Annotated in this window: 27 protein-coding genes and 1 pseudogene; 14 read left to right on the top strand and 14 right to left on the bottom strand. The window is 71.3% G+C overall.

Translation table 11 applies throughout. From position 1 onward, the window contains the following. Positions 1–245: 245 nt before the first annotated feature. Positions 246–2,777, top strand: a complete 2,532-nt coding sequence (locus ACFHVL_RS19045; RefSeq protein ID WP_416629513.1) for an ATP-dependent Clp protease ATP-binding subunit — start codon at positions 246–248, stop codon at positions 2,775–2,777. A gap of 64 nt (positions 2,778–2,841) precedes the next feature. Here the strand turns inward: ACFHVL_RS19045 and ACFHVL_RS19040 are convergent, their stop codons facing one another. Then, a complete protein-coding gene (locus ACFHVL_RS19040) occupies positions 2,842–3,768 on the bottom strand; it encodes an A/G-specific adenine glycosylase (protein WP_416629500.1) in 927 nt (308 codons plus the stop codon). Between the two features lie 61 nt (positions 3,769–3,829). Between ACFHVL_RS19040 and ACFHVL_RS19035 the strand changes: the two genes are divergently transcribed. The 3 genes from ACFHVL_RS19035 to ACFHVL_RS19025 all read left to right on the top strand — a co-directional run bounded on the left by ACFHVL_RS19035 (position 3,830) and on the right by ACFHVL_RS19025 (position 5,742). Beyond that, positions 3,830–4,342 carry a glycine cleavage system protein R gene (locus ACFHVL_RS19035; protein ID WP_416629499.1) on the top strand — a complete coding sequence of 171 codons (513 nt, stop codon included), beginning with the start codon at positions 3,830–3,832 and terminating at the stop codon, positions 4,340–4,342. After that, positions 4,339–4,899 carry a peptide deformylase gene (def, locus tag ACFHVL_RS19030; RefSeq protein WP_416629498.1) on the top strand — a complete coding sequence of 187 codons (561 nt, stop codon included), beginning with the start codon at positions 4,339–4,341 and terminating at the stop codon, positions 4,897–4,899. Before ACFHVL_RS19035 ends, def begins: the two co-directional genes overlap by 4 nt. 66 nt (positions 4,900–4,965) lie before the next feature. Further along, complete coding sequence (locus tag ACFHVL_RS19025) at positions 4,966–5,742, top strand: hypothetical protein (protein ID WP_416629497.1); 777 nt, start codon at positions 4,966–4,968, stop codon at positions 5,740–5,742. Between the two features lie 98 nt (positions 5,743–5,840). Here the strand turns inward: ACFHVL_RS19025 and disA are convergent, their stop codons facing one another. The 4 genes from disA to ACFHVL_RS19005 all read right to left on the bottom strand — a co-directional run bounded on the left by disA (position 5,841) and on the right by ACFHVL_RS19005 (position 10,297). Continuing rightward, positions 5,841–7,028: a DNA integrity scanning diadenylate cyclase DisA gene (gene disA, locus ACFHVL_RS19020; protein WP_416629496.1), complete on the bottom strand. Its 1,188-nt coding sequence runs from the start codon at positions 7,026–7,028 to the stop codon at positions 5,841–5,843. 69 nt (positions 7,029–7,097) lie between these two features. Then, positions 7,098–8,471: a DNA repair protein RadA gene (gene radA, locus ACFHVL_RS19015; RefSeq protein ID WP_416629495.1), complete on the bottom strand. Its 1,374-nt coding sequence runs from the start codon at positions 8,469–8,471 to the stop codon at positions 7,098–7,100. A 104-nt stretch (positions 8,472–8,575) separates the two neighbouring features. Continuing rightward, entirely contained in the window at positions 8,576–9,274 is a 699-nt protein-coding gene (locus ACFHVL_RS19010) for a hypothetical protein (RefSeq protein ID WP_416629494.1), read from the bottom strand. 183 nt (positions 9,275–9,457) lie between these two features. Further along, positions 9,458–10,297, bottom strand: a complete 840-nt coding sequence (locus ACFHVL_RS19005; protein WP_416629493.1) for a UbiA family prenyltransferase — start codon at positions 10,295–10,297, stop codon at positions 9,458–9,460. 47 nt (positions 10,298–10,344) lie between these two features. Here ACFHVL_RS19005 and ACFHVL_RS19000 point away from each other — a divergent pair, with 47 nt between their 5' ends. The 3 genes from ACFHVL_RS19000 to ACFHVL_RS18990 are packed head-to-tail and all read left to right on the top strand — an operon-like array spanning position 10,345 to position 13,348. Next, complete coding sequence (locus tag ACFHVL_RS19000; protein ID WP_416629492.1) at positions 10,345–11,082, top strand: methyltransferase domain-containing protein; 738 nt, start codon at positions 10,345–10,347, stop codon at positions 11,080–11,082. Between the two features lie 20 nt (positions 11,083–11,102). Next, the gene (locus ACFHVL_RS18995; RefSeq protein WP_416629491.1) at positions 11,103–12,272 is read left to right on the top strand and encodes an acyl-CoA dehydrogenase family protein; all 1,170 of its coding nucleotides are present in this window, start codon (positions 11,103–11,105) and stop codon (positions 12,270–12,272) included. Continuing rightward, positions 12,269–13,348, top strand: a complete 1,080-nt coding sequence (locus ACFHVL_RS18990; protein ID WP_416629490.1) for a type III polyketide synthase — start codon at positions 12,269–12,271, stop codon at positions 13,346–13,348. The genes ACFHVL_RS18995 and ACFHVL_RS18990 overlap by 4 nt, the downstream gene beginning before the upstream one ends. A 64-nt stretch (positions 13,349–13,412) precedes the next feature. Here the strand turns inward: ACFHVL_RS18990 and ACFHVL_RS18985 are convergent, their stop codons facing one another. Then, entirely contained in the window at positions 13,413–14,189 is a 777-nt protein-coding gene (locus ACFHVL_RS18985; RefSeq protein ID WP_416629488.1) for a hypothetical protein, read from the bottom strand. A gap of 326 nt (positions 14,190–14,515) precedes the next feature. Between ACFHVL_RS18985 and ACFHVL_RS18980 the strand changes: the two genes are divergently transcribed. From ACFHVL_RS18980 to ACFHVL_RS18965, 4 genes are read left to right on the top strand one after another with little or no spacing between them, the layout of a single operon-like run. After that, positions 14,516–15,001 carry a CarD family transcriptional regulator gene (locus tag ACFHVL_RS18980; protein ID WP_326549844.1) on the top strand — a complete coding sequence of 162 codons (486 nt, stop codon included), beginning with the start codon at positions 14,516–14,518 and terminating at the stop codon, positions 14,999–15,001. Between the two features lie 53 nt (positions 15,002–15,054). Then, on the top strand, positions 15,055–15,780 hold the full coding sequence (ispD, locus tag ACFHVL_RS18975; protein ID WP_416629512.1) for a 2-C-methyl-D-erythritol 4-phosphate cytidylyltransferase: 726 nt from the start codon (positions 15,055–15,057) through the stop codon (positions 15,778–15,780). After that, positions 15,777–16,280, top strand: a complete 504-nt coding sequence (gene ispF, locus ACFHVL_RS18970) for a 2-C-methyl-D-erythritol 2,4-cyclodiphosphate synthase (protein ID WP_416629485.1) — start codon at positions 15,777–15,779, stop codon at positions 16,278–16,280. The genes ispD and ispF overlap by 4 nt, the downstream gene beginning before the upstream one ends. Before the next feature lie 44 nt (positions 16,281–16,324). Next, positions 16,325–17,479 (top strand): tetratricopeptide repeat protein, encoded by a 1,155-nt coding sequence (locus ACFHVL_RS18965; protein WP_416629483.1) that lies wholly within the window; start codon positions 16,325–16,327, stop codon positions 17,477–17,479. Between the two features lie 15 nt (positions 17,480–17,494). Here the strand turns inward: ACFHVL_RS18965 and ACFHVL_RS18960 are convergent, their stop codons facing one another. Next, entirely contained in the window at positions 17,495–18,664 is a 1,170-nt protein-coding gene (locus ACFHVL_RS18960; protein ID WP_416629481.1) for a homogentisate 1,2-dioxygenase, read from the bottom strand. Positions 18,665–18,758: 94 nt separating this feature from the next. Between ACFHVL_RS18960 and ACFHVL_RS18955 the strand changes: the two genes are divergently transcribed. Both ACFHVL_RS18955 and fahA read left to right on the top strand, forming a co-directional pair. Continuing rightward, positions 18,759–19,616, top strand: a complete 858-nt coding sequence (locus ACFHVL_RS18955) for a hypothetical protein (protein WP_416629480.1) — start codon at positions 18,759–18,761, stop codon at positions 19,614–19,616. Beyond that, positions 19,613–20,851 carry a fumarylacetoacetase gene (fahA, locus tag ACFHVL_RS18950; protein WP_416629478.1) on the top strand — a complete coding sequence of 413 codons (1,239 nt, stop codon included), beginning with the start codon at positions 19,613–19,615 and terminating at the stop codon, positions 20,849–20,851. Before ACFHVL_RS18955 ends, fahA begins: the two co-directional genes overlap by 4 nt. Before the next feature lie 101 nt (positions 20,852–20,952). On the opposite strand, the gene ACFHVL_RS18945 is transcribed toward fahA, so the two are convergent. The 4 genes from ACFHVL_RS18945 to ACFHVL_RS18930 all read right to left on the bottom strand — a co-directional run bounded on the left by ACFHVL_RS18945 (position 20,953) and on the right by ACFHVL_RS18930 (position 24,280). Then, positions 20,953–21,312 carry a PepSY domain-containing protein gene (locus tag ACFHVL_RS18945; protein ID WP_416629476.1) on the bottom strand — a complete coding sequence of 120 codons (360 nt, stop codon included), beginning with the start codon at positions 21,310–21,312 and terminating at the stop codon, positions 20,953–20,955. A 161-nt stretch (positions 21,313–21,473) separates the two neighbouring features. Then, on the bottom strand, positions 21,474–22,991 hold the full coding sequence (locus ACFHVL_RS18940) for an ATP-binding protein (protein ID WP_416629474.1): 1,518 nt from the start codon (positions 22,989–22,991) through the stop codon (positions 21,474–21,476). After that, positions 22,988–23,692, bottom strand: coding sequence for a response regulator transcription factor (locus tag ACFHVL_RS18935; RefSeq protein WP_416629472.1), 705 nt, complete (start codon positions 23,690–23,692; stop codon positions 22,988–22,990). The genes ACFHVL_RS18940 and ACFHVL_RS18935 overlap by 4 nt, the downstream gene beginning before the upstream one ends. A 168-nt stretch (positions 23,693–23,860) precedes the next feature. After that, a complete protein-coding gene (locus ACFHVL_RS18930; protein WP_416629470.1) occupies positions 23,861–24,280 on the bottom strand; it encodes a hypothetical protein in 420 nt (139 codons plus the stop codon). Positions 24,281–24,989: 709 nt separating this feature from the next. Here ACFHVL_RS18930 and ACFHVL_RS18925 point away from each other — a divergent pair. Further along, positions 24,990–25,178, top strand: a pseudogene (locus tag ACFHVL_RS18925) (DUF397 domain-containing protein); the annotation flags it as partial. A 100-nt stretch (positions 25,179–25,278) separates the two neighbouring features. Here ACFHVL_RS18925 and ACFHVL_RS18920 read toward each other — a convergent pair. From ACFHVL_RS18920 to ACFHVL_RS18910, 3 genes are all read right to left on the bottom strand, one after another. Next, positions 25,279–25,674, bottom strand: coding sequence for a DUF805 domain-containing protein (locus ACFHVL_RS18920; RefSeq protein ID WP_416629468.1), 396 nt, complete (start codon positions 25,672–25,674; stop codon positions 25,279–25,281). A 107-nt stretch (positions 25,675–25,781) separates the two neighbouring features. Beyond that, a complete protein-coding gene (locus tag ACFHVL_RS18915; RefSeq protein WP_416629466.1) occupies positions 25,782–26,096 on the bottom strand; it encodes a type II toxin-antitoxin system RelE family toxin in 315 nt (104 codons plus the stop codon). Beyond that, complete coding sequence (locus ACFHVL_RS18910) at positions 26,096–26,380, bottom strand: type II toxin-antitoxin system Phd/YefM family antitoxin (RefSeq protein ID WP_416629465.1); 285 nt, start codon at positions 26,378–26,380, stop codon at positions 26,096–26,098. The genes ACFHVL_RS18915 and ACFHVL_RS18910 overlap by 1 nt, the downstream gene beginning before the upstream one ends.

The raw sequence follows: 26,380 nt of genomic DNA, 5'->3' as shown, positions 1-26,380 counted from the left end.
CGATGCCCGAGTCCGCCGGGCGGACCGTCCGGATTTCGCTCACCGCGTAGCGCCAAGGGCTCGGGGAACAGCCGACGACCCGGCACAGTTGGGTTAAACGTTGCGGATCGCACCTGCTCTGACCAGACACGGCATGAGCGGAGCCGGCCCACGGCGATAGAGTGATGGGCACGAGCTTCCACCTGGAGGCTCGTGCGCTGGCCCGCCAAGACCATTGGCGCACGGCACGTGAGGAGCACGAGGGCATGTTCGAGCGGTTCACCGACCGAGCGCGGCGAGTTGTCGTCCTGGCTCAAGAAGAAGCCCGGATGCTCAACCACAACTACATCGGCACGGAGCACATCCTGCTCGGCCTCATCCACGAGGGTGAGGGCGTGGCGGCGAAGGCCCTGGAGAGTCTGGGCATCTCGCTGGAAGGTGTGCGTCAACAGGTCGAGGAGATCATCGGCCAGGGTCAGCAGGCACCGAGCGGGCACATCCCGTTCACGCCGCGGGCCAAGAAGGTGCTGGAGCTGTCCCTGCGGGAGGCGCTGCAGCTCGGCCACAACTACATCGGTACGGAGCACATCCTGCTCGGCCTGATCCGGGAGGGCGAGGGCGTTGCCGCCCAGGTCCTGGTCAAGCTCGGCGCGGACCTCAACCGGGTCCGCCAGCAGGTCATCCAGCTGCTGTCGGGCTACCAGGGCAAGGAGCCGGCGGCCGCCGGTGCCGCGGCGGGCGAGGCGGCCCCGTCGACCAGCCTGGTGCTGGACCAGTTCGGCCGTAACCTGACCCAGGCGGCCCGGGAGGGCAAGCTCGACCCGGTCATCGGCCGGGAGAAGGAAATCGAGCGGGTGATGCAGGTGCTCTCCCGCCGGACCAAGAACAACCCGGTGCTGATCGGTGAGCCCGGCGTCGGCAAGACCGCCGTGGTGGAGGGGCTGTCGCAGAAGATCATCAAGGGCGAGGTGCCCGAGACGCTCAAGGACAAGCAGCTCTACACCCTCGACCTCGGTGCGCTGGTCGCTGGCTCCCGCTACCGGGGTGACTTCGAGGAGCGCCTGAAGAAGGTGCTCAAGGAGATCCGCACCCGGGGCGACATCATCCTGTTCATCGACGAGATCCACACCCTGGTCGGCGCTGGCGCGGCCGAGGGGGCGATCGATGCGGCAAGCATCCTCAAGCCGATGCTGGCCCGTGGCGAGCTGCAGACCATCGGTGCCACCACCCTCGACGAGTACCGCAAGCACCTGGAGAAGGACGCCGCGCTCGAGCGCCGGTTCCAGCCGATCCAGGTGGGCGAGCCGTCGCTGGCGCAGACCATCGAGATCCTCAAGGGCCTGCGGGACCGCTACGAGGCGCACCACCGGGTGAGCATCACCGACGCCGCCCTGGTCGCTGCGGCCACCCTGGCCGACCGCTACATCTCCGACCGCTTCCTGCCCGACAAGGCGATCGACCTGATCGACGAGGCGGGCGCCCGGATGCGGATCCGCCGGATGACCGCGCCACCAGACCTGCGCGACTTCGACGAGCGGATCGCCCAGGTGCGTCGCGACAAGGAGTCCGCGATCGACGCGCAGGACTTCGAGCGGGCCGCCCAGCTGCGGGACAAGGAAAAGCAGCTGCTCGGGCAGAAGGCACAGCGGGAGAAGGAGTGGAAGGCAGGCGACCTCGACGTCGTCAGTGAGGTCGACGACGAGCAGATCGCCGAGGTGCTGGGCAACTGGACCGGCATCCCGGTCTACAAGCTGACCGAGGAGGAGACCTCCCGGCTGCTGCGGATGGAAGACGAGCTGCACAAGCGGGTCGTCGGCCAGTCCGACGCGGTCAAGGCGGTCTCGAAGGCGATCCGGCGGACCCGGGCCGGTCTGAAGGACCCGAAGCGGCCCTCCGGTTCGTTCATCTTCGCCGGCCCGTCGGGTGTCGGTAAGACCGAGCTGTCCAAGGCGCTCGCCGAGTTCCTGTTCGGCAGCGAGGACGCGCTGATCCAGCTGGACATGTCCGAGTTCCACGACCGGTACACGGTGTCGCGCCTGGTCGGTGCCCCACCCGGGTACGTCGGCTACGACGAGGGCGGCCAGCTGACCGAGAAGGTCCGTCGTCGGCCGTTCTCGGTCGTGCTCTTCGACGAGATCGAGAAGGCCCACCCGGACGTGTTCAACACGCTGCTGCAGATCCTGGAGGACGGGCGGCTCACCGACGGTCAGGGTCGGATCGTCGACTTCAAGAACACCGTGATCATCCTGACCACCAACCTGGGCACCCGGGACGTGGCCAAGGCGGTGTCGCTGGGCTTCCAGGTCTCGGAGGACAACGAGTCGAACTACGACCGGATGAAGCAGAAGGTCAACGACGAGCTCAAGCAGCACTTCCGGCCGGAGTTCCTCAACCGGATCGACGACACCATCGTGTTCCACCAGCTGAACCGCACCGAGATCCTGTCGATCGTGGACATCATGACCGCTCGGATCGAGAGCCAGCTGCGGAACAAGGACATGAGCATGGAGCTCACCGACAACGCCAAGAAGTACCTGGCGAAGAAGGGCTTCGACCCGGTGCTGGGGGCTCGGCCGTTGCGCCGGACCATCCAGCGCGACATCGAGGACAACCTGTCGGAGCGGATCCTGTTCAACGAGCTCAAGGCAGGCCAGATCGTAGTCGTCGACTGCGACGGTGACCCGGAGGACATCGACAAGTCCAAGCTCGTGTTCCGGGGTGCCGACCGTCCGGTGACCGTGCCGGACGCAGTGCCCGCCGACCTCGGCGGTACCGCCGCCGCAGGTGCGGACGAGTAACCAGCACCACCCGACCCGACCCGTGCGGCGTCGACGGCTCCGGCCGTCGACGCCGCACGGCGTTTCAGCCCGCCCCAGCCTGACCCAGCCCGGTCCAGTCCTGGCCGGCCAACGCGTACGCGGTAGGCGGGGTGTCGTCCGGTGCCACCGGCTCCACCAGGCCGTCCTCGATCAGACTGGCCAACGCCCGCCGTCGCTGCAGGGCATCGGGCCACACCACGTCGAGTCGCTGCGGCGGGACCGGCCCGGTGGCGTCCCGCAGCACCGCCAGCAGCAGGCCTCGGACCTGACGGTCGGTGCCGGCGTACTGCTGTGGGCGGCGACTCGGTCCGACCGGTGCCGGACGCCCAGCAGCCCGCCACGCGCACCGCCGGGCCATCGGGCATGCCCCGCAGCGCGGCGTACGGGCCACGCAGACCAGCGCGCCGAGCTCCATGAACGCCGCGCTGGCCCGGGCCGCCCGAACCGGCTCCACGGGCAGCAGCGCCGCCGTCGCCACCAGGTCGGCCGGGCGGGTCGCCGGCCCGGCGTCGGCGGCCCCGTCGATCGCGCGGGCCACCAGCCGCCGGACGTTGGTGTCCACCACCGGATGGCGCTGTCCGTAGGCGAACGCGGCCACCGCCCGTGCCGTGTAGGTGCCGACCCCGGGCAGTGCCAGCAGCTCGTCGAGATCGGTCGGCAGCCGGCCGTCGTGCCGGTGCACCAGCACCGTGGCGCACTCGTGCAGCCGCAGCGCCCGCCGCGGATAGCCCAGCCGGTTCCACATCCGGATCGCCTCGGCGGGGGAGTCCGCCGCCAGGGCCGCCGGGTCCGGCCACCGGTCCAGCCAGGCCAGCCAGGCCGGCAGCACCCGGACCACCGGGGTCTGGTGCAGCATCACCTCGCTGACCAGGATCGCCCAGGGGCTGGTCGCCGGCTCCCGCCAGGGCAGGTCACGGGCGTTGTGGTCGAACCAGTCGATGGCCGCGTCGGCGAAACTCACATCACCCATAGCGCCGCAATCCTGCCAGGCCGCCCGGACGCCCCGGCATCCGGTCGGGCAGACTGCTGCCATGGAGCAACTCGCGATCACGGTGATCGGCCGCGACCGACCAGGTATCGTCGCGGACGTCGCGGAGGTGCTGGCCGGTCTCGGGGCCAACCTGACCGACTCCACGATGACCCGGCTGCGGGGCCACTTCGCGATGACCCTGGTCTGCACCGGCCCGACCGGCGCCGACGTGGCGGCGGCGCTGCGCCCGTTGACCGCCGACGACCAACTGCTGGCCACCGTGCGCCCAGTGCCGGCCGACAGCCAGCAGCCGCTGGCCGGCGAGCCGTACCTGGTCAGTGTGCACGGTGCGGACCGGTTGGGCATCGTGGCGGCGGTGACCCGGGTGGTCGCCGAGGCAGGCGGCAACGTCACCGACCTGACCACCCGACTCGTCGGTCCGCTCTACGTGCTGATCGCCGAGGTCGAGCTGCCCGGTGGAGCCGCCACCGACGTGGGACGGCGGCTGGCTGAGACGGCTCGGGAGCTCGATGTCGAGGTGACGTTGCGGCCCGTCGATTCGGACATGCTGTGAGCACCGTCAGCCGTACCCTGGCCGACTGGTCGGAGACGGCGCTCGGGGTGCCGGGACAGGTGGTTCCGGTGCTCAGCGCCCCGGATCCGGCGTTGAGCCGGGTCGGCGAGCCAGTGGATCCCTGCTCGGCGCAGGTGCGTCAGCTCGCCGCCGACCTGGTGGCAACCATGCGGGTCTCGCCCGGCTGTGTCGGTTTGGCCGCGCCGCAGGTCGGGATGAGCGTGCAGGTCTTCGCGGTGGACGTGACCGGCCACCCGAAGACGGTCACCGGCCATGGCACGTTCGTGCTCTGCAACGCTCAGTTGGTCGAGGCGACCCGGTGGCGGCCGGGCCGGGAAGGTTGCATGTCCGTTCCCGACCTGACCGGCGATGTGAAACGGGCCAGCCGAGTGGTGGTGGAGGGTCAGCTGCCCGGCACCGGGGAGCCGGTCCGCCTGCTCACCGACGGGTTCGAGGCCCGTGCTCTGCAGCACGAGATCGACCACTGTGCGGGTCTACTCTTTCTCGACCGGGTGGCCGGCGCACACGCCGTTTTCCAGCGTCGTACATATCTCTGACCGACCGGTCTGGCCCTCGGCGCGTCGTTGCCGACCGGTCCGACGTTGCCGATACGGTGGGCCATCATGCGAACGACGGTTGGCCCGCTGCCACCCGCCATCTACTGGCGGCGTCGGGCCGTCGTGCTCGGAGCGCTGCTGCTCCTGCTCTTCGTCGTGGTCTACTCCTGTGTCGGGTCGAGTCGGTCCGGTCCGGACCCGCGGGCCGATCCGACGCCGACGCCGTCCGGCGAGATCCTCACCCCGACGACCGAGTCGCCGGCACCGGGCGACGGATCGGGCGGCGAACCGGGCGGCGGCACGTCCAGTGGCGACGATGGCGGCACCACCGGCGGTACCGGCACCGGTGGTACGGACGACGGCGGCAGCGGTGACGGCGGCGCGACCGGCGGCCAGCAGCCGCCCCCCGGTGGCGGCGTGCCCGGCGGGCCGGTCGGCGCGGACCCGAACACCTGCACCGACGACGAGATCCTGCTGACCGCCGCCGCCTCGCAGGCGAGTGCCCAGCGTGGCGTCACGTTGATGCTGCAGCTGCGGGTGCAGAACGTCTCCAGCCGCAGCTGCGTACGCGACGTGGGGGCGGATCCGCAGGAGCTCTACCTCAAGCGGGGTGCCGAGATGATGTGGTCGTCGGACACCTGCGGAGCAGCCCGGGGCAGCGACGTGCAGACCTTCGCCCCGGGTGGGGCCCGGGACTACCAGGTGAGCTGGAGCGGCCGGGCCGCCAGCAAGTGCGCCAACGACGTGGCGGCCGGCGACCACCTCACCGCCGGCGAGTACCAGCTGTTCGCCCGGCTGGCCGGCAAGGTGAGCGAGCCGTTCGTGCTCACCATCACCAACTGACCGGCGCTCGGCCCGCCTGCGGCTGGGCGCCACCGCCGCGGCGGTGGCCCAGCAGTGACGCCGGGCTCAGCCGCCACGCGACGGTATGGCTCAGCAGGTCAGACGTAGCGCTCCAGGATCGACGCCTCGGCCAGCCGGGACAGACCTTCCCGTACGCTGCGCGCCCGGGTGTCCCCGACGCCGTCGACCGTCTGCAGGTCCTCGACGGTCGCGCCGAGCAGCCGCTGGAGGCTACCGAAGTGGTTGACCAGCCGATCCACCACGGACACCGGCAGCCGGGGCACTTTGGCCAGCAGCCGGAACCCACGGGGGCTCACCGCCGCGTCGAGCGCCTCGGCGGACGCGGCGTACCCGATCGCCTTGGCGACCGCGACGAGGTCGATCAACTCGATCGCGGTCAGCAGGTCCAGCTCGACCAGTGCCTCGTCGAGCGTCCGCGCCTTGCGGCCGGTGGGCAGGTAGTCGCGGATCACCAGGGTCCGGTCGGCGTCCACCCCGGCCATCAGCTCGTCCAGTTGCAGGGCGAGCAGCCGACCGTCGGTGCCCAGCTCCACCACGTATCCGGCGATCTCGTCGGCGATGCGACGTACCATCTCCAGCCGCTGCACCACAGCGACCGCGTCACGGACCGTGACCAGATCCTCGATCTCCAAGGCGGACAGCGTGCCGGATACCTCGTCCAGCCGTAGCTTGTAGCGCTCCAGCGTGGCCAGCGCCTGGTTGGCGCGGGACAGGATGGCGGCGGAGTCGTCCAGCACGTGGCGCTGGCCGTTGACATAGAGACTGATGATCCGCATCGACTGGCTGACGGAGATCACCGGGTAGCCGGTCTGCCGGGCGACCCGCTCGGCGGTGCGGTGCCGGGTGCCGGACTCCTCGGTCGGGATCGACGGATCCGGCATGAGATGCACGGCGGCCCGCACGATCCGGGTGCCGTCGCTGGACAGCACCACCGCGCCGTCCATCTTGCACAGCTCACGGACCCGGGTCGAGGAGAACTCGACGTCGAGCGGGAAACCGCCGGTGCACAGCGACTCGACCTGCTTGTCGTAGCCGAGGACGATCAGCGCACCGGTGCGCCCACGCAGGATGCGTTCCAGCCCGTCGCGCAGCGCGGTGCCCGGAGCCATCAGCGCCAGGTTGGCCCGCAGCGGGTCGCCGGTGGCCGCCGGGGTGGTCAAAGCGGACGTGCCGGCGCTGATGGTGCGGGCCGGCGTGCCGGCGGCACCCAGCCGACCGGCCGTGCCGGCACCGGCAGTCTTGTTCGCATCGCGGTCGATCGCCACGGGCAACAGTCTACGGACCGGCATGCGGTGGGTGCTCCTGTGGTTACTGCCACCCGCCGTCGACCCGGTTCAGCCCGCCGAGGCACGGGCCGCCGCCTGCAGTGCGGCCCGCACGTCGCCGACCTCGACGACGTGCATGTTCGGCGGCATCGGATCGGTGCCGCCGCTGGCCGCACCGGGCGGCACCAGGGCGTGCCGGAAGCCGAGCCGGGCCGCTTCGGCCAGCCGACGGGCGACCGCGCCGACCCGGCGCACCTCGCCGGTGAGGCCGACCTCGCCGATCGCCACCAGCTGCGGCGAGATGGCCAGGTTGAGCCCACCGGAGGCGACTGCCAACGCGACGGCCAGGTCGGCGGCCGGCTCCACCACCCGGATGCCACCGACCGTGGCGGCGAAGACCTCGCGGTCGTGCAGCGTCAGTCGTTCGGTACGTCGTTGCAGCACCGCCAGCACCATCGCCAGCCGGGCACCGTCCAGCCCGGACACCGTGCGCCGGGGTGAACCGGCGACGGTCGCCCCGATCAGCGCCTGTACCTCGGTGACCAGCGCCCGGCGGCCCTCCATCGCCACGGTGACGCAGGTGCCCGGCACCGGTTCGGTGTAGCGGGTGAGGAACAGTCCGGACGGGTCCGGCAGGCTGCTGATGCCGCCCTCGTGCATCTCGAAGCAGCCGACCTCGTCGGCCGCCCCGAACCGGTTCTTCATGCCCCGGACCATCCGCAGTGACGAGTGCTTGTCGCCCTCGAAGTGCAGCACCACGTCGACCAGATGCTCCAGCACCCGGGGCCCGGCCACCTGACCGTCCTTGGTGACGTGGCCGACCAGCACGGTCGCGATGTTGCGTTCCTTGGCCGCCGCGACCAGCGCGGCGGTGACCGCCCGGACCTGGGTGACGCCGCCGGGGATGCCATCCGAGCCGGGCATCGAGATGGTCTGTACCGAGTCGAGCACCAGCAGGCCCGGCTGGACCACGTCGAGGTGGCCGAGCACCACCCCCAGGTCGCTCTCCGCCGCCAGGTACAGCTTCTCGTGCAGGGCGCCGATCCGCTCGGCGCGTAGCCGCACCTGGCTGGTCGACTCTTCACCGCTGACGATCAGGGACGGGCTGCCGGCACCGGCGGCCCACTGTTGGGCGACGTCGAGCAGCAGGGTCGACTTGCCGACGCCTGGTTCGCCGGCGAGCAGCACCACCGCGCCCGGCACCAGCCCGCCGCCGAGCACCCGGTCGAGCTCGCTGACGCCGGTCGGGCGGGCCTTGGCCGGTGCCGCGCTGATGGTGGCGATCGGCCGGGCCGGCTCCGCCGGCATCCGGGTGCTGACCACCCGGCCGGAGACGACCGGGCCGGCGACGACCGTTTCGATGACCGATCCCCACTCGCCGCACTCGGGGCAGCGGCCGACCCACTTGGGCGGGTGGTGTCCGCACGCGTCGCACGCGTACACGGGTCGGGGCTCGCGGGGCGCCGAGCGGCTGCGCGGGGCGGCGGCACCGCGACCGGCACCGGCGTTGGCGGAGCTGCCGGCGCCGCGGGGGATCGATCGGGGGCTCAGTGCTCTTCCTCGTCGTGCTCGCCCGGGGCGCGGGGCGCGGGCGAAAGCGGCATGTTGACCGGTGCCGGCACGACCAGCGGTGCGCTGCCGTCGCTGAACTCGAAGAGCAGGTTGACCGCGTAGCCGGCGGCGAGCGTCTCGGCCAGGCCGGTCACCCGCAGCGGCTCGGCACTGTCCGTGGTGAACAACGCCCACCCGTTGGCCGGCAGCTCGATGATCGCTTCCCGGCCGGGGTCGGCCGCGGGGGCGTCGGTCGCGTCCGTTTCCGGGCCTGCGGTCGCGTCCGTTTCCGGGCCTGCGGTCGGGTCGGGCTCCGGTGACGGGGCCGCCGCTGTCTCGTCCGAGCCGCCGAGGACCACCGATTCGGCCTGGACCAGGGTCTCCCGGTCGGTGTCGGTCACGGCGGCGGCGCTGACCCGGATGGCGATCGGCTCACTGGTGTTGTTGTACAGCCCGACCTCGACGGGCACCGAGCCGCCAGCCGGGTATCCCTCGATCCCCGGATACGGCACGGAGAGGTTACGGATCGACACCGACCCGTCCGGGGCGTCGATGTTGACCCCGCCGATCGACGACGATTTGACCGCAGTCTCCGCGATCTGGCCGGCGGCACAGCCGCTGAGCAGTAGGGCGCCGGTTACGGCCGCGCCGCTGAGCAGCACCGCGACACGGCGGTGTCCCCTGGTCGAGGGCATCACGTCGGTCCTCCTCGTTGCGATCCGCGCCGCGTCGGCGTCGGGCGCGGGGGCGACACCCCGCGCAAACCGGCTCCAGGGTAGTTGGCGGTGATCCGTCACCCGCCACGGACCCGATATTCCGTGACCGGCCGGACCTCGGGTCCCGCGCGCGACGCGCCCGACCGCCGGTGCCAGCGCCGGTCAGGCGACCGGGCCGGCGGCGACCAGCAGCAGCACGTCGATGACGGCGACCAGCATGACGGCCCGGAAGACGCCGTCCGGGCGGCCACCGCGCCGCGCCGCCCGCCGGGCGGCGTACCAACCGGCCGGCAGAATGACCGCGGTGCCGGCGACCGCGACGAGCCCGGCCCACGACGGCGGTCCGGGCGGGCCCAGGACCAGGGTCACGGTGGCGGCGAACAGCAGTCCGGCGGCGGCGAACTGCGAGCCGGTGGCACCGAGGCGGTGCGGCAGACCGTGCACCCCGGTGCGGGCGTCGTCGGCCAGGTCCGGCAGCACGTTGGCGAAGTGCGCGCCGGCACCGAGCAGCGCGGCGGCGGCCACCAGCCAGCCCGGTGGCGCGGGCGCGCCGGGCAACGCCAGCACGATGAAGGCTGGCAACGCCCCGAACGAGACCGCGTACGGCAGCACCGACACGGCGGTAGACTTCAACGGCCAGTTGTACGCCAGGGCACTGAGCAGCGCTGCGGAGATGCACAGCGTCGCCGCTGGCCCGGTCGTCGACGCCAGCAGCGGGGTGGCCGCGGCGGCGGCCAGCCCGGCGGCACCCACTGAGCTACGGCTGACGGCGCCGGCCGGGATCGGCTTGTCCGTGCGACCGGCCTGCCGGTCTCGACCGGCGTCGAGCCAGTCGTTGGTCCAACCGACCGCGAGCTGGGTCGCCGCCACGGTCGCGGCGACCAGGAGGATTCCGATCGGGCGGTGCCCGACACCCCAGGCGAGCAGCGCGGTCACCGCGGTCACCGCCACCGCCGGCTCGGGATGGCTGGCCTTGATCAGGGCGGACACGCGGCGCGACATATTCGCCAAGTGTGGCCGTTACCGGCCGGTCGTGCCACGCTCGGTCGGTGTCTGACTTGGCGCCGAACGATCCCCGGCAGTACGACGTGCTGGTCGACGAGTGGTGGCGACCGGCGGGCGCGTTCGAGATGCTGCACTGGATCGCCCAGGCCCGGGCCCGGTTGATTCCGCCGGCGGCCCGGCCGGGCGCGGTGCTGGTCGACATCGGTTGCGGCGGCGGTCTACTCGCGCCGCACCTGCACGGCAAGGGCTACCGGCACGTCGGCGTGGACCTGACCGGGTCGGCGTTGTCGCAGGCGGCGTCGCGTGGCGTCACACCCGTACGCGGTGACGCGACGATGCTGCCGTTGGGTGACGGGGTGGCCGATGTGGTCTCCGCCGGCGAACTGTTGGAGCACGTACCGGATCTGCCGGCGGCGGTCGGCGAGGCCTGCCGGGTGCTGCGCCCGGGCGGGCTGCTGGTGCTGGACACGTTGAACGCGACCCTGGCCGCCCGGCTGATCGCGGTGGAGCTGGGGGAGCGGCTGCCGATGGTGCCCCGGGGCATCCACGATCCGGCGTTGTTCGTCCGACCGGACCGGTTGGTCGCGGAGTGCGCGCGGCACGGGGTGCGGCTGGCGGTGCGTGGACTACGACCGTCTCTTTTCAGCCTCGTCGATTGGATGTTGCGCGCGGCGTTGCGTCGAACGGCTCCGGAACGGGCACTCTGGAAAGCAGGGCGGCGGATGACGCCGACCTGGTCCACCGCGGTGCTCTACCAGGGCAGGGGGATCAAGTCGGGCTAGGCACGGCGGAAGGGGCAGCGATGGATGCGGATGCGGTGGCGGCGGCGCGGCGGCTGGTGCCGCGGTTCGCCGCGCGGGCGGGCGAGCAGGACCGGACCGGTGCGTTTCCGGTTGCCGACTTCGCCGACCTGCGGCAGGAGGGCCTGTTCGGACTGATGGTCCCGGCTCGCCTCGGTGGCCGCGGTGCCGGCTTCGCCGACTACGCCGAGGTGGCGTTCGAGTTGGCGCGCGGCAACGGGGCCAGCGCGTTGGTGTACAACATGCACGCCTCGGTCACCGGCGCGCTCGGCGCGGTGGACGACGATCTGGCCGAGTCGTTGGGCCTGCCGGACGAGGCGTTGGCCGCCCGGGACCGGCTGCTCGCCGCCGCGGCCGCCGGGTCCTGGTACGCGGTGGCGATGAGCGAACGTGGTGCCGGTTCCCGGCTGTCCCGGCTGTCGACGACGTACCACCGGGTGGACGGTGGATTCCAGATCAAGGGAGCGAAGGCGTTCTGCTCGGGCGCCGGGCACGCGAACGGATATCTGGTCGCCGCCCGGCACGCGGACGACCAGTCGATCGTGTCGCAGTTCCTGGTGCCGGCGGACACCCCGGGGTTGCGGGTCGAGCCGACCTGGGATTCGCTCGGGATGCGGGCCACCTCCTCGCATGATCTGCACCTGGACGTCACCGTGGCGCCGGACACCCTGCTCGGCGGGGTGGAGGGGCTGGCCCTGGTGGTCGCCGAGCTGATGCCGCACTGGATGGTGGCCAGCTACGCGGCGGTCTATGCCGGGGTGGCCCGGGCGGCGGTGGACGCGGCGGTGGCGCACCTGACCGACCGGGGGCTGACCCACCTGCCGGCGGTGCGGGCCCGGATCGGGCGGGCCGACGCGGCCGCCGCGTCGGCGTTGCTGATGGTCCGGGAGGCGGCCCGGCGGGTCGACGCCGAGCCGGGGGATCCGCAGACCAACCAGTGGGTGTGGCGGGCCAAGCTGGTTGCTGGCGACACGGCCGCCGAGGTGGCGGCGTCGATGCTGGCGGCGGCGGGCACGTCGGCGACGCGCCGGGGCCATCCGCTGGAGCGGCTCTACCGCGACGCCCGGTGCGGTGCCCTGCACCCGCCGACGTCCGACGTGTGCGCCGACTGGCTCGGCGTGGCGACGGCCGGTGGCGACCCGGACCGTGACGGATCGGCCCCCCGGTGGTGAGCCCGGCACCGGCCGCCGTGGTGGGGCTGGGGTTGGCGTTGCCGCCCTCGGCCAGCCAGGACGACCTCTGGCGTGACTTCTTCGCGGCGCGCTACGAGGGCGCCACCCAGGCGCTCGCGGCGCGGATCTTCGCGAACTCCGGGGTACGCACCCGGCAGGCGGCGGTGAGTCCACTGCTGGAGGACGTCGGGGACTGGCCGACCGAGCGCCGGATGCGCCGCTACCAGGTCGAGGCCCTGCCGCTGGGCAAGGAGGCGGTGGAGCGGGCGTTGACCCGGTCCGGGCTGGCCGCCCGCGACATCGGCCTGTTCGTGGTCTGCTCCTGCACCGGGTACGCGACCCCGGGGCTGGACATCCTGCTGGCGCGGGATCTCGGCATGGCACCGGGCACGCAGCGGCTGTTCGTCGGCCACATGGGCTGCTACGCGGCGTTGCCCGGGTTGGGGGCGGCGGCGGACTTCGTTACCGCCCGTGGCCGGCCGGCGTTGCTGCTCTGCGCCGAGTTGACCAGTCTGCACATCCAGCCGCCGGCCCGGCGGGTGGACACCCAGCAGATCGTCGCGCACGCGCTGTTCTCGGATGCGGCGGCCGCAGCGGTGCTGGCACCGACCAGCGTCGGTGCCGCGTGGCCCGCCGGGTCCGGCGGCTACGTCGTACGGGAGATCGCGGCGTCCACCGACACCTCCACCGCCGACCACATGACCTGGGAGGTCACCGACCTGGGGTTCCGGATGGGTCTGTCGCCCCGGGTGCCGCAGGTGCTGTCGGCGCATGTCGGCAGCCTGGTCGGCGACCTGCTGGCCCGGCACGGGCTCACCGTGGCGCAGGTCGACGGGTGGGCGGTGCATCCCGGTGGGCCGCGGGTCCTCAACGTGGTGCAGCGGGAGCTGGGGTTGCCGGACGAGGCGATGGCGGCGTCGCGGGAGTCGCTGGCGGCGTACGGCAACTGTTCGTCGCCGACCGTACTGCTGATCCTGGATCGGTTGTGCCGGCTGGCGTCGGCGCCGCGTCGGATCATGATGCTGGCGTTCGGTCCCGGTCTGACGCTCTACGCCGCGCTGCTGACCCGGGACTGACCGGCGGGACCGGCTGCCGGTGCCCGCCGGCTGGTACGGCGGTGGCTGGCCGGCCTGGGCGTCGTCAGGGCCCGACCAGTAGGGCCAGCTCGGCGCGGTAGGTCTCGACCGAGGGCGCCTCGGGCACCAGGCGGATGACGTCGCCGTTTTCGGTGACCAGCAGCGCGGTGGCGAGGTCCGGGGCGGCCCGGACGTCGAGGAAGGCGCGGATCCCGGCGGCCGGATCGGCGAGCGTATGGGTCGTCGACTGCTCGGCCGCCAGCGGCGGCAGGGGGCCCGGGGAGGTGGTGCCGCTGGTCACCACGACGACGGAAGCACCCGCCGGGGCCGCCGCCGTGGCGGCGGCGATCTGGTCGGCGCAGTCGCAGGTCTCCACCAGGAGGATGACGGCGGGCAGCAGGGACCGGATCGCGACGGTGGCGCCAGTGGCGTCGACCAGCTCCAGGGCCGGCAGCGGCTGGTCCGGTAGGACCGCCTGCGCCGGCGTCGGTGAGCTGCCTCCCGGCCTGGCCCGGTCCGACCAGGCGACGGTGAACATGCTCACCATTGCGGCGAGGACGGCGACCAGCATGATGATCAGGGGTAGTCGCAGGGCGGCGATCTCGTGCGGCCGGTGCCCGGCACCGAGGCCGCTGTTGCCGGGGTGTAGCCCGAGCCGTCGGTGCCACCGGTCTTGGCGACGGGCACGGTGCAGCTCCTGGCGGACCAGCTCGGCTTCGGCGGCGAGCTCAGCCGGGTCGTCGGGAATGACGATCGGACCCCACTCGGGTGGGATCGCCGGCAGGTCGTCGGGCGCTCCCGCCCCGTCCGACCACCCATCGCCGTTGCCTGTCCTGCCCACAGCACCCCCAGCCGCTCGCCCATGAGGTCGATCGGGGTCTAGCTATCAGGGTCCCGCACGGGGCTCTGTTGCGCCAGTACCGGACGCAAGATGGGTCGGGCGATATGCTGGAAGCGTCGAAACGCGCCTCGTCCGGCATGTCCAGCCGGTTAGCTGGCTGCTGATCCTCTGGTTACCCACTGTCGCCGAAGTGTGTCAGTGGTTGCCTGTCAAGCCCGAGAAAGACCTCTCACAGCCCCTCTGACCTGCGCTTACGGCAAAGACTACGACGGGACATCGGTGCCTGAGCGTGTTACCCTAGACACAGCGAAAGGGGCTTCGAACCTATGGTTTTCAGTGTCGGCGAGACCGTTGTTTACCCCCACCACGGGGCCGCACTCATCGAGGCAATCGAGACTCGGGTCATCAAGGGCGAGGAGAAGCTGTACCTCGTTCTGCGGGTTGCGCAGGGCGACCTGACGGTGCGAGTTCCTGCCGAGAACGCCGAGATCGTCGGTGTGCGTGAAGTGGTTGGCGAAGAAGGCCTTGGCAAGGTCTTCGACGTGCTCCGCGCCCCACACACCGAGGAGCCGACCAACTGGTCACGGCGGTACAAGGCAAACCTCGAGAAGTTGGCTTCCGGAAACCCGCTCAAGGTCGCCGAGGTGGTTCGTGACCTCTGGCGTCGGGAACGGGAGCGGGGGCTGTCCGCAGGCGAGAAGCGCATGCTCGCCAAGGCCCGGGACATCCTGGTAGGTGAGGTCGCGCTTGCGGAAAAGAGCACCAAGGACGAGGCGGAAACTCTCCTCGACAAGGTGCTCACCGACGCGTAGGCAGATCTCCACCCATAGATCATCTGATGCCTCCTGGTATCGAGGACCGCGACGTGACCGCGCATCTCCAGCAGCGCGGTGACGTCGCGGTCCTCGTTCCGGCGGCCGGTGCCGGCGTACGCCTGGGGCCGGGAGCCCCCAAGGCGCTTCGGCTGCTCGGCGGCATACCACTACTGGTGCACGCGGTGCGGCGGCTGGCCGGCGCACCCTCGGTCGCGGTGATCGTGGTCGCCGCCCCGCCCGACGACGTCGACGCGGTGCGTGACCTGCTCGCCCCGGCCGTCGCCGGACTGCTGTTGATCGTGGTGCCCGGTGGCGGCGATCGACAGGCCTCGGTGGCCGCCGCGCTGGCCGCCGTCCCCGCCGGCCCGCAGATCGTCCTGGTGCACGACGCGGCCCGCGCGCTCACCCCGGCAGACCTGGTCGAGTCGGTCGCCGCGGCGGTGCGCGCCGGTGCCGAGGCGGTCATTCCGGTGCTGCCGGTCGTCGACACGATCAAGACGGTGGACGCCGACGAGACGGTCCTCGCCACGGTCGACCGGTCGACGTTGCGAGCCGTGCAGACCCCGCAGGGATTCCGCCGGGACGTGCTGGCCGCCGCGCATGTCGCCGCCGCCGACCCGCACACCGACGACGCCGGTCTGGTCGAGAAGCTCGGCGTACCGGTGGTCTGTGTGCCCGGGTCGGAACGGGCTTTGAAGATCACCCGACCCTTCGACCTGGTGATCGCCGAGCACCTGCTCGGCACCGAGCCGTCGCCCCGTACCCTGCTCCCGTGATCGTTCCCCGGGTAGGTGTCGGCACCGACGTGCACGCCTTCGCCGCCGGTCGGCCCTGCTGGGTCGCCGGCCTGCACTGGCCGGGCGAGACCGGGCTGGCCGGGCACTCCGACGGTGACGTCGCCGCGCACGCCGCCTGCGACGCGCTCTTCTCCGCCGCCGGGCTCGGCGATCTCGGTGCCAACTTCGGCGTCGCCGAACCGCGGTGGGCCGGGGCCGCCGGCGTCGACCTGCTCGCCGAAGCGGCCCGCCGGGTGGTCGCCGCCGGCTTCGTGATCGGCAACGTCTCCATCCAGGTCATCGGGGTACGGCCGAAGATCGGGCCGCGCCGGGCCGAGGCGCAGCAGGTCCTCGGCGCGGCTGCCGGCGCGCCGGTGACCGTCTCCGGCACCACCACCGACGGGCTCGGGTTGACCGGCCGGGGCGAAGGGCTGGCCGGCCTCGCGGTGGCGCTCGTCTATCCGCGCGAAGCGGTTGACCTGCCGGATGCGGCCGGCTAACCGTACCCGGACAGGTTTCGGCAGCACCCGGATAGGCTCGACCGGTGTCCAGCGAGACTTCCCCCGAGCCGCCCGCCGACTTTGACGGCTACCTGCAACGCGCCGGCCTGCTGGCCGACCTGGGCCGGTACGACGAAGCCGCCGCCGAGATCGGGTTCGCGGTGGCGCTCGATCCGGACAGCGACGCCGCCCGGATCCTGCTGGCCCGGGTGCATCTCGCCGCTGACCTCCCGGATCAGGCCCTCGCGGCGATCGATTCGTTGTCCGCCGCCCCAGCCACGCTGAACCCCTGGTCGGCAGAGTCCGCCGCCCTGGACACGGCGGAGTCCGCCGGGCCGGACGCGGTGGCGACCGGGGCCGGGCGCAGCCTGCCGGACCGGATCGCCGTCACGGTGGTGCGCGGACTGGCGCTGATCGATCTGCGACGTTATCCCGAAGCGGCCCAGCTGGCCACCGACCTGCTGGCGGCGTATCCGGACGACGCGTACGCCCAGCGCAGCGGTGCGGCGATCCTGGCCGGCTCGCGCAACGGTCAGCCGGCGCTGAACGCGGCCTGGCGGGGGGTCGAGCTGGCTCCGTCGGACGCCCAGGCGCATCTGGTGCTGGGTCTGGTCGGTGCCCGGCTGGAGCTGTTCGATCTGGCGCATCGGGCGTACGAGGAGGCGCTGCGGCTGGATCCGCTGATCGGTGAGGCGCAGTTCGACATCGGTGTGATCCACCTCGAACGCCGACGGTACGCGGCCGAGCTGGCCATCCTCGCCGAGCGGGCCACGATGATGGTGCCACCTGCGCAGCCGAGGCCGGGCCCACCGCAGCAGCCTCGGACGGTCGAGGACGAGTTGCGCCGGCTGGTGCTGATCGGCGCCGGCTACAGCATGGTCGCGGCGGTGACGGTGGCCTGCCTGGCCGGCAGCGCCGCGTCGCGGGGCTGGGCCGTGCTGACGGCACTCGGCGGTGTCGCGCTGATCGTGATCCTGGCCCGGCGGGTGCCGGGTCGGATCACCGAACAGTTGCCGCTGCTGGTGGACCGCCGGTTGGCGACGAGCGTGTACGCGGTCGGGGCCGCGCCGGTGTTGATCTTCTGCTATGCGGCGATCGCGACCCCGTGGCTGCTGGTGGCGGCGATCGTGGCATCCGCCGCCGCCCAGTTCCTGGTGTTGCGGCAGATCACCACCCGACCGCCGGACCAGCGGCAGTAGCACCGGCCCGTGAGCTCAGCGGGCGGTGCCGGCCCAGGTCCAGGCGTACCCGGTGTCCTCGCAGGACAGACCGGCGTCGCAGAGGTCCAGTGGGCGGAACGTGTCGACCATGACGGCGAGTTCGTCGAAGCGCTCGGCACCGATCGACCGCTCGACAGCGCCGGGCTGCGGCCCGTGGGTGAAGCCGGCCGGGTGCAGTGAGATGGAGCCCTGCTCGATGCCGGAGCCGCGCCGTGCCTCGTAGTCGCCGCCGGTGTAGAACAGCATCTCGTCGGAGTCGACGTTGTGGTGGTTGTACGGCACCGGGATGGCCCGCGGGTGGTAGTCGACCTTGCGCGGCACGAACGAGCAGATGACGAAGTTGGGGCCGGCGAAGGTCTGGTGCACCGGTGGCGGTTGGTGCACCCGGCCGGTGATCGGTTCGAAGTCGTGGATGCTGAACGCCCACGGGTACAGGTGACCGTCCCAGCCGACGACGTCGAACGGGTGGTGCGCGTACACGTGTCGGGTCCAGCCCTGCCGGTGCCGGACGTACACCTCGACGTCGGTGCCGTCGAGCAGCAGCGGATCGGCCGGCCCGCGGACGTCGCGTTCGCAGTACGGCGAGTGCTCCAGGAACTGGCCGCGTACCGACAGGTAGCGCTTCGGTGGTCCGATGTGGCCGGTGGCTTCGATGGTGAGCAACCGCAGCGGTACCTCGTCGACCGGCACGATCCGGTGCACAACCGAGGTCGGGATGATCACGTAGTCGCCGGAGGTGACCCCGAGCACGCCGAAGCTCGACTCGACGCGGGCGGCGCCGGACTCGATGTACAGGCATTCGTCGCCGGTGGCGTTGCGGTACAGCGGGGACGGTCGGTCGGCGACGACGTACGACACGCGTACGTCGTCGTTGGCGAGCAGCGGCGCTCGGCCGAGGACGGCGTCGGTGTGTCCGGAGTCCAGCTGGTGGGTGCGCAGGTGGCGGGGGGTGAGCGGGTGGTTCGGCCGCCGCCGGGTGGTCGGCGGGTCGTAGACCTCGGCGGCGACGATCGCGGTGGGCGGGTGCCGGTGGTAGAGCAGGGACGAATCGGACGAAAAGCCCTCCTGGCCCATCAACTCCTCGGCGTACAGACTGCCGTCGGGTTGGCGGAACTGGGTGTGGCGCTTGCGGGGGATCTCGCCAACGCTGCGGTAGTAGGGCATCATTACCCTCCGTATCTCCCCGTTGACCGGCCGGTAGCGTCCGATAACCGGACGCTGTTGTCCGTTAATCGTAGAATCCACTAGGTTCAAAGGCGTGTCAATGCACGTACCCAGGATCTTCACCGGTCTCGTCGACGACGCCGCTGTCTTCCCGCCGGGCAGCGCCGAGCTGCCCGACGCGATCACCGCGCACCGGGGCCACCAGGCCGCCTGGTATGCCGGCCTGGTCGGCCCGTTCCTGCTGCCCGCCTCCGAGATCCGCGCCGCGCGACAACTGGTGCGGCCCGGCGATGAACTGGAGATCGGTCTGATCGGCGACACCGGCGTCGCCGCGCTGCCGGCCGCCGTCGAAGCGCTGCCGACCGACCGGCTCCGGCTGCGTCAGGTCGAGGTCGCCGTGGCCAAACGCGGCGAAGACCCCCAACCCGGCCTGCGTGCGCTGCTCACCGCACTCGCCGGCTGGCCCAAGATCAGCGGGTACGCCGAGGTGCCACTGACCTGGGGGCTGCTCGCCGCCCTGGACTCACTCGCCGAAGCACGGGCCAGCGGAGCCGACATCGCCGCCAAGTTCCGCACCGGTGGGCTGGCCGCCGAACTGTTCCCCACCCCGGTCGAGCTGGCCGCCGTCATCTGCGCCTGCCGGGACCGGGCGTTGCCGTTCAAGCTGACCGCCGGGCTGCACCACGCCATCCGGGACGTCGACCCGGAGACCGGCTTCACCCACCACGGCTTCCTCAATGTGCTCTCCGCCACCATTATCTCGGCCGACGGCGCAGAGGTGGCCGAGGTCGCCGAGCTGCTGGCCACCACCGACGCCGCCCGGCTGATCGAGCCGGCCCGGATACAGGCGGGCGCTGACCGGCCGTTGTGGGTAGGTTTCGGATCCTGCAGCATCGCCGACCCGCTGACCGACCTGGTCCGGCTGGGCCTGATCGACGGAGGATTCGCGTGACGACCTGCTGGGTGCCCGGTGCCACCGACACGCCGTACGGCGTGCAGACCCTGCCGTACGGCGCGTTCCGCCGCCACGTAACCGGTGCCCCGGCTGAGGGTGCCCCGGCTGAGGGTGAGCAGCGGCTCGGCGTACGGATCGGGAAGTTCGTGCTCGACCTGCGCGGCGCTGAGGATGCCGACCTGATCCTGGCCGGTGGTGCGCTGAGCGAGGCGACCCTCAACGCCTTCCTGACCCTCGGACGGGCACAGTGGACCACTGTGCGGCGGCGGATCGTCGAGCTGCTCACCGAGGCCGGGCACCGGGCCGCGGTCGAGCCGCTGCTGATCCCCCTGGATGAGGTCGACCTGGTCATGCCGTTCACCGTCGGCGACTACGTCGATTTCTACTCCTCCGAGCAGCACGCCAGCAACGTCGGGCAGATCTTCCGCCCGGGGCAGCCGCTGCTCACCCCGAACTGGCGGCACCTGCCGATCGGCTACCACGGCCGGGCCGGCACCGTTGTCGTCTCCGGCACGCCGATCGTGCGCCCCAGCGGGCAGCGGCGCAGCTCGAACGGCCCGGTCTTCGGCCCGTCGGGCCGGCTCGACATCGAAGCCGAGGTCGGTTTCGTGGTCGGGGTGCCGACTGCGCTCGGCGACCGGGTGCCGACCGACCGCTTCGCCGACCATGTCTTCGGCGTCACCCTGGTCAACGACTGGTCGGCCCGGGACATCCAGGCCTGGGAGTACCAACCTCTCGGTCCGTTCCTCGGCAAGTCGTTCGCCACCTCGGTCAGCCCGTGGGTGGTTCCGCTGGAGGCCCTCGATCACGCCTGGGTGCCGGCCCCGGCGCAGGACCCGCAGGTGCTGGACTATCTACGCGAGGCCGACCGGCGCGGGCTCGACCTGTCGATCGTCGTCGAGTGGAACGGCACCCGGGTCAGCGAGCCGCCGTTCGCCGGCATGTACTGGACCCCGGCGCAGCAGTTGGCGCACCTGACCGTCAACGGCGCGTCGCTGCGCACCGGCGACCTCTTCGCCTCCGGCACCGTCTCCGGGGCCCGGCGTGACCAGGTCGGCTCGTTCCTGGAGTTGACCTGGGGCGGCACCGAGCCGATCAAGCTGGACGACGGCGCTGAGCGCACCTTCCTCGAAGACGGGGACACCGTGATCATCTCGGCCACCGCGCCCGGCCCGGACGGCTCGACGGTCGGCCTCGGCGAGGTCACCGGCACCGTCCGCCCCGCCTCATGACCACGCCGATCCCCTCCGCGACGATCTTGCAGTTATCGACAGGATATGTCCGACTTGTTTGTCGATAACTGCAAGATCGTCGCGATCTTGGGGCAGGTTGATCAGTCGTCGTCGCGGAGGATGCCGCCGGTGACGGCGTCGACATCCACCTCACGTTCCCGGCCGTTGAGGATGAACTCCATCTCCCAGATCGGGCCGCCGTCCTCCTCATCCAGTTCGGCCTCGATCACCCGTGCACCGGGAAACGCCTGCTCCACGAGCTGAGCCGCCTGCACCGCATTGACCGGGCGCGGACCGAACTTCGCGTCCAGCTCCGGATCGATGTCGATCTCCAAACGCGCGGCGGCGTCACCGCTGCGGACCACCCGCCGGTCATCGTCGGCCGACGCCATGGCGGTGCCCACCACCAGCGGCACCCCGACACCCACGGCCACGATCGCCGCCAACACTGCCCGTCGCATCTGATTCTCCGTTCGTCGCCTCGGACGGCGGATCGATGAAGGTCCGCGTCCCCTTGTGATCGGCGGTACGGATGCGGTCGGCGGCGTGGCCGTGGCTCAGTGGGAATCCTGCCCGAACACTGGCCCAATGCTGGCCTGCCCTTCAAGAAGCCTCGCCAGCGTCAAACAAGTGGTACCGGGCCGCCGACGTCCGCTGTCGAACGGTCGACTGCCAGGCGGTGCAGGGTGATGACGACGTCCAGGCCGAGTCCGCCCGGCCCGGTACGCAACTCGACGCGACCGCCGCTGGCCTCGGCGAGCCGCCGGACCAGGGTCAGTCCGAGGCCGGTGCCGCCCTTCGGCGCTCCCGCCGCCCGCCAGAACGGATCGAACGCCCGGCTGCGCTGCTCGGCGGTCAGGCCGGGGCCCTCGTCGACGACCCGCAGCACCGCCGCACCACCGCCGGCCCGCCCCGCCGACTGCTGGACGTCTCGCGGGACCTTCAGCGGCTCGCTGTCGCCGCTGGCCAGCGGCGACAGCGCGACCGAGCGGTGCACGGTGATGGCGCTGCCCGACGGAGCCACGCACAACGCGTTGGCGAGCAGGTTCTCCAACATCTGGTCCACCGCTCCGTCGACCGCCTGGACGGTCCCGACCGGCCTGCCGGTCACCAGTAGCCGGACGCCCCGCTGACGCATCAGCGGTTCCCACAGGCTGACCCGGTCGGCCACCACCTGGTCGCAGTCGACCGGCCGCGGCTGAGCCGGCATCTGCTCGGATCGGGCCAACGCCAACAAGGTGTCGACCATCTGCGCCAGCCGGTCGGTCTCGGCCAGGGCGGCGGTGAACCCGGCCCGTGCGGTCGGCGGCACCTCGTCCTCCAGGTTCTCCAACCGCAGCCGCAGCGCCGCCAGCGGAGTCTTCAGCTGGTGGGAGGCATGCCCGGCGAACGACCGCTGCGCGTCCAGCAGCCGCTGTACCCGGCCGGCGGCCCGATGGAACGTCACCGTCAGCCGGTGCAGCTCCGGCGGTCCGGCGTGCCCGACCGGCGGCGCGGTCAAGGTGCCGTCGGCGAGCTGCCGGGTAGCCCCCTCCAAGGCCCGTACCGGCCGCACGATCCAGCGGGCCAGCGCGAACGCCAGCAGAGTGACGATCACAAGTACGCCGGTCCCGGCGGCAGCCAGCCACGACCAGACCACGATGATCCCGTTGCCCACCGCCGCCACCGGTACGGTCAGCCGCACCGCGCCACGGATCGCCGCCGGCTGGACCGGGACCGCCACCGACAGGCTCTCCACCCCGTCGACGTCGCTGGTCCGGATGCCGACGTGCCGGTCGCTACGCAGGGCGGTACGGATCTCCGGAAGGTCACTCAGCGCGGTGCCGGGTGCCGCCGCCGGGTCTGAGCTGGCCAGCAGCACACCCGTACGGTCGACGATGTCGACCCGGCCGCCGACCTGCCCGGCGGTTTCGACGGCGAGCAACTGCAGCCGGTCGCCGTGCCCCTGCCCACCCGTCGGGTGAGCGTCATCGCGGACCGTCTCGTCGACGAACGCGGCCAGCACCTCGGCGGAGTGCTCCAACTCGGTCTCCATCCGGCGGTGCTCGCTGATTCCGTACAGGTAGCCGAGCGGGATCTCCAGCAGCAGCAGGACGACCAGGGCGACTCCGACGTAGCTGGCGACCAGCCGGCGGGTCATCGGCCGGCCGGGGCAGCTCGCGACGGTACGGGCTGTGGCGGTACGAGTCGTGGCGGTACGGCGAGCAGGAAGCCGACGCCGCGCCGGGTCTCGATCCAGGCCGGGTCGCCGAGTTTGCGGCGCAGGCTGGCGATGTGGAAGTCGAGGGTCTTGCCGGCGCCGAAGAAGCGTGGCCCCCAGCAGACGTCGATGAGCCGCTGCCGGGTGACCACCGCACCGGGGTCCTCGGCGAGGATCGCCAGCAGGTCGAACTCCTTCGGTGACAGCGCCAGTGGCCGGCCGTCGAGCTGCACGTGACGGCTTCGCCGGTCCACGACCAGCCCGTCCGCCGCCGGGTCCGCCACCGTCTGCCAGCCGCTGCGTCGGCCCAGTGCCCGCATCCGGGCGACCAGCTCACGCATGCTGAACGGCTTCGCCAGGTAGTCGTCGGCGCCGATCTCCAGGCCGACGACCCGGTCGGTCTCCGAGCCGCGTGCGGTCAGCATGATGATCGGTACGGTGGTGACGGTCCGCAGCTGACGGCAGACGTCGATGCCGTCCATGTCCGGCAGCCCCAGGTCGAGCAGCAGGATCTCGCTGGTCGGGGCCGCGAGCGCGGCGGCACCGGTGGACACCCGGGACACCTGGAAGCCGTACCGGCCGAGGCCTTCGACGAGCGGCTCGGCGATGGTGTCGTCGTCCTCGACGAGTAGTACCCGCATCAGTCAACCTCCTACGGGCACGCCGACCGACCCGCGCACCTTTCGCAGAGGAGCACGGTCGTGAGCGCCGTCCGGTTCAGCCGGCTACCCGGGCCGAGACGACAAATGGTCGACAGCGGGTGTAGCGAGTGGAGCCTGATCGACGTTGTCCGGTGCTCACAACGTCGATCAGACGCCAGTCGTGGGTGGCTCTTCGAATGGATCCTGAGGAGGGGTGAGGCCGGCGTGCCGCAGGACGGTCCGGATCCGTCGGGCGGCGGCCTGGTCGCGCCGGTCCAGGACCGCGAGCGCTTCGAGGAACAGATCGCAGTACGTACGCCCGCAGTGTCGGCAGCCGCCCATCCGGTCCGGCAGGTGCCGCTCGGCCATCCGTCTGGCGATCTGAGTCACCGCGGACAGTTCGCCGCCGGGTGCCGGGGTGCCGTTTCGGGCGCCGACCAGGTTGAAGCGTGGGTCGGTGTCGACGTCGGTTTCGCCGGGCACCCGTCTCGTCAGCGGCAGACGCCCGGGGGTTGGCAGCTCGTTGATCAGATCCGATGGCTGCGGTGTGCGGGTGAACCGCTCTGGCTTGTCATTGCGGTACGGCATGCTTCCCCTCGCATTGGCGTTGCTGCTCTCCGTGGAATTTGCGCGTGGAATTTGCGCGTCGACCTCTAATGTTGCTGCGCTGGTCATCGGTCTGGCGGCCGGGGGTAGGTCATCGCGCCGCAGTCCGGGCACCACCGACTCTTGACCTTGAAGCTCAGCAGGCCGGCGAGAAACCCGATCATGGCGGCGCTGGCCATGGCGATCCCGAATCCGATCTACCACATCGTACTGCCCTTATCGTGTCGGCACTGAGCTGCGGTTATCCGGCGGCGTGGCGGCCGGGTGGGCTCGGGCGTGCCGGGTCGGCCGCCACGCCTGATCGGGGAGATACGACGTTGGCCGTTCGGATGGTTTGCCGCCCACCGATCGGCCACGTCGTATTCGCGGAGTGGAAGGTCGCGCCGATCTGCGGCGCTACGTTCGCGTTCCCGAACGATTACGAGTCTGTCGGTCGACCGCTAGGTCCGCAACAGCTTCGGGGTCACGATAGAGAAATCGCCGGTCAGTCAAATGGACCTCGGTCGACTGAGACCCGATCTTTCGAGCGGGCATGATCAGCACGCGTGGGACCAATTCCCAGACCAAGGAGAATGTGTCGATCCGGCGAAGCCGAGCGCCATACGGTTGCCTTCGATGACCTGACGACCGTCGCGCTCGGTCAGGCCGCGACGCGTGACCTCCTCGCCCGGACCGCAAAGGAGTACGAGTCATGATCGACCTGTCCACCGCCACCTGGCGCCAGAGCAGCCGCTCCTATGACCAGGGTCACTGTGTCGAGGTGGCCGACGGGCTGGGCGTCGTCGTCGGCGTGCGGGATTCCAAGGACCCGGCCGGCCCGGTGCTGGTGATCTCCCCGGCCAGCTGGTCTGCCTTCACCACCGCCACCAAGACCGGCACCCGCACTACCTGCGTTGGCTGTATCCCCGATGTGAGGCTGAGATACCTGTCGCCGTACCGGATAGGTATCTCAGCCGCACATCGGCGTAGCTGTCGGGGTGTCAGGCGGCCGGGCCGAATCCGGCGACGTCCTTCGGGTCGGGGCCGAAGCGGTTGGGGCCGGGCGTGCCGTTCTGCACGTAGAACACCAGCAGGACGATCCAGCCGATGATCGGGATCAGCCCGATCAGGATCCACCAGCCGGACCGGTCGGTGTCGTGCAGCCGGCGTACGACGACCGCCGGGCCCGGCAGGAGCAGCGCCAGGCTGACGATCAGGCCGATGACGCCGTTGGAGGAACCCTCGAAGTTGGTGCCCAGCGCGGTGTCGAGGATCGAGGTCACGATGCTGACGAGGAGCGAGAAGAGGGCGAACCACCAGTACTCGGAGCGGCGGGCCCGCCCGCTGAACCCGACATACTGGGTGAGCACAGACCGAACTGCGGCGGTAAAGGACATGACGCCGCCAGCGTCTCAAGCGGATCGATGCGTGACACTCAGGTTAGGAGCCTGTCACAAGTGGATTTTGCCTGCCTGAGCGCACGACGCCCTTGAGACCTGCGCTTCTACGAACGGTAGGCGTCGCGTCGGTGGCGGATCGACTGGATCTCGACGACCCGCTTCGCCTCGTTGATCCGGTAGATGATCCGATATGTGCCGCGCCGGGCGGAGTGGAAGCCATCGAAGGGCTCGTCGAGCGGTTTGCCAGCCCGGTAGGGATTGACCGCGATCGCCCCCGCGATGGTCTCCGTCGCCGCGATCGCCACTGCCAACGGCAGGTCCTCGTGTAGGTTGCGGCGGGCCTGGCGAGAGAACATCACCGTGTACGAGCTGGGTGGCTCGCTGGCGCTCTCGCCTGCCTGTGCGCTCCGTTCGGGCATCAGGCTGCCTTGCCGCGACGTCGCTCCAACTCACCGAGGACCTCGTCCATCGAGAACGTGTCGCCCGAGGCGAAGTCCTCTCGGGACTGGCGGAGATCCGCGAGGGCTTCGTTGTCGGAGAGCAGGTCCAGCGTCTCCCGCATCGACTCGTACTCGGCTACCGAGATCAGCATGACGTCCGCGCGGCCGTTGCGGGTGATGGTGAAGTGGTCGTGCTCCCGAGCGACCCGATCGGCGAGTTCAGCGATCCGGGCCTTGGCTTCAGTGATCGGAATGGTCTCCAT

Source organism: Micromonospora sp. LOL_023, assembly GCF_048060115.1.
In the GTDB taxonomy this organism is placed as follows: Bacteria; Actinomycetota; Actinomycetes; order Mycobacteriales; family Micromonosporaceae; genus Micromonospora_E.
Note: the sequence above shows the minus strand (reverse complement) of the source record. Positions and strands in the feature narration are given on the sequence as shown.

Bases quoted from the DNA above. Each gene is read 5' to 3' on its own strand.
- ACFHVL_RS18940 (WP_416629474.1), bottom strand. From the start codon at position 22,991: ATGACCCGCCGGCTGGTCGCCAGCTACGTCGGAGTCGCCCTGGTCGTC.
- ACFHVL_RS18910 (WP_416629465.1), bottom strand. From the start codon at position 26,380: ATGGAGACCATTCCGATCACTGAAGCCAAGGCCCGGATCGCTGAACTC.
- ACFHVL_RS18935 (WP_416629472.1), bottom strand. From the start codon at position 23,692: ATGCGGGTACTACTCGTCGAGGACGACGACACCATCGCCGAGCCGCTC.
- ACFHVL_RS19010 (WP_416629494.1), bottom strand. From the start codon at position 9,274: ATGCCCTCGACCAGGGGACACCGCCGTGTCGCGGTGCTGCTCAGCGGC.
- ACFHVL_RS18945 (WP_416629476.1), bottom strand. From the start codon at position 21,312: ATGCGACGGGCAGTGTTGGCGGCGATCGTGGCCGTGGGTGTCGGGGTG.
- ACFHVL_RS19025 (WP_416629497.1), top strand. From the start codon at position 4,966: ATGCGAACGACGGTTGGCCCGCTGCCACCCGCCATCTACTGGCGGCGT.
- ACFHVL_RS19035 (WP_416629499.1), top strand. From the start codon at position 3,830: ATGGAGCAACTCGCGATCACGGTGATCGGCCGCGACCGACCAGGTATC.
- ACFHVL_RS18920 (WP_416629468.1), bottom strand. From the start codon at position 25,674: ATGTCCTTTACCGCCGCAGTTCGGTCTGTGCTCACCCAGTATGTCGGG.
- ACFHVL_RS18930 (WP_416629470.1), bottom strand. From the start codon at position 24,280: ATGCCGTACCGCAATGACAAGCCAGAGCGGTTCACCCGCACACCGCAG.
- ACFHVL_RS18915 (WP_416629466.1), bottom strand. From the start codon at position 26,096: ATGCCCGAACGGAGCGCACAGGCAGGCGAGAGCGCCAGCGAGCCACCC.
- ACFHVL_RS19005 (WP_416629493.1), bottom strand. From the start codon at position 10,297: ATGTCGCGCCGCGTGTCCGCCCTGATCAAGGCCAGCCATCCCGAGCCG.
- ACFHVL_RS19045 (WP_416629513.1), top strand. From the start codon at position 246: ATGTTCGAGCGGTTCACCGACCGAGCGCGGCGAGTTGTCGTCCTGGCT.
- ACFHVL_RS18960 (WP_416629481.1), bottom strand. From the start codon at position 18,664: ATGCCCTACTACCGCAGCGTTGGCGAGATCCCCCGCAAGCGCCACACC.
- ACFHVL_RS18995 (WP_416629491.1), top strand. From the start codon at position 11,103: ATGGATGCGGATGCGGTGGCGGCGGCGCGGCGGCTGGTGCCGCGGTTC.
- ACFHVL_RS19040 (WP_416629500.1), bottom strand. From the start codon at position 3,768: ATGGGTGATGTGAGTTTCGCCGACGCGGCCATCGACTGGTTCGACCAC.
- ACFHVL_RS18980 (WP_326549844.1), top strand. From the start codon at position 14,516: ATGGTTTTCAGTGTCGGCGAGACCGTTGTTTACCCCCACCACGGGGCC.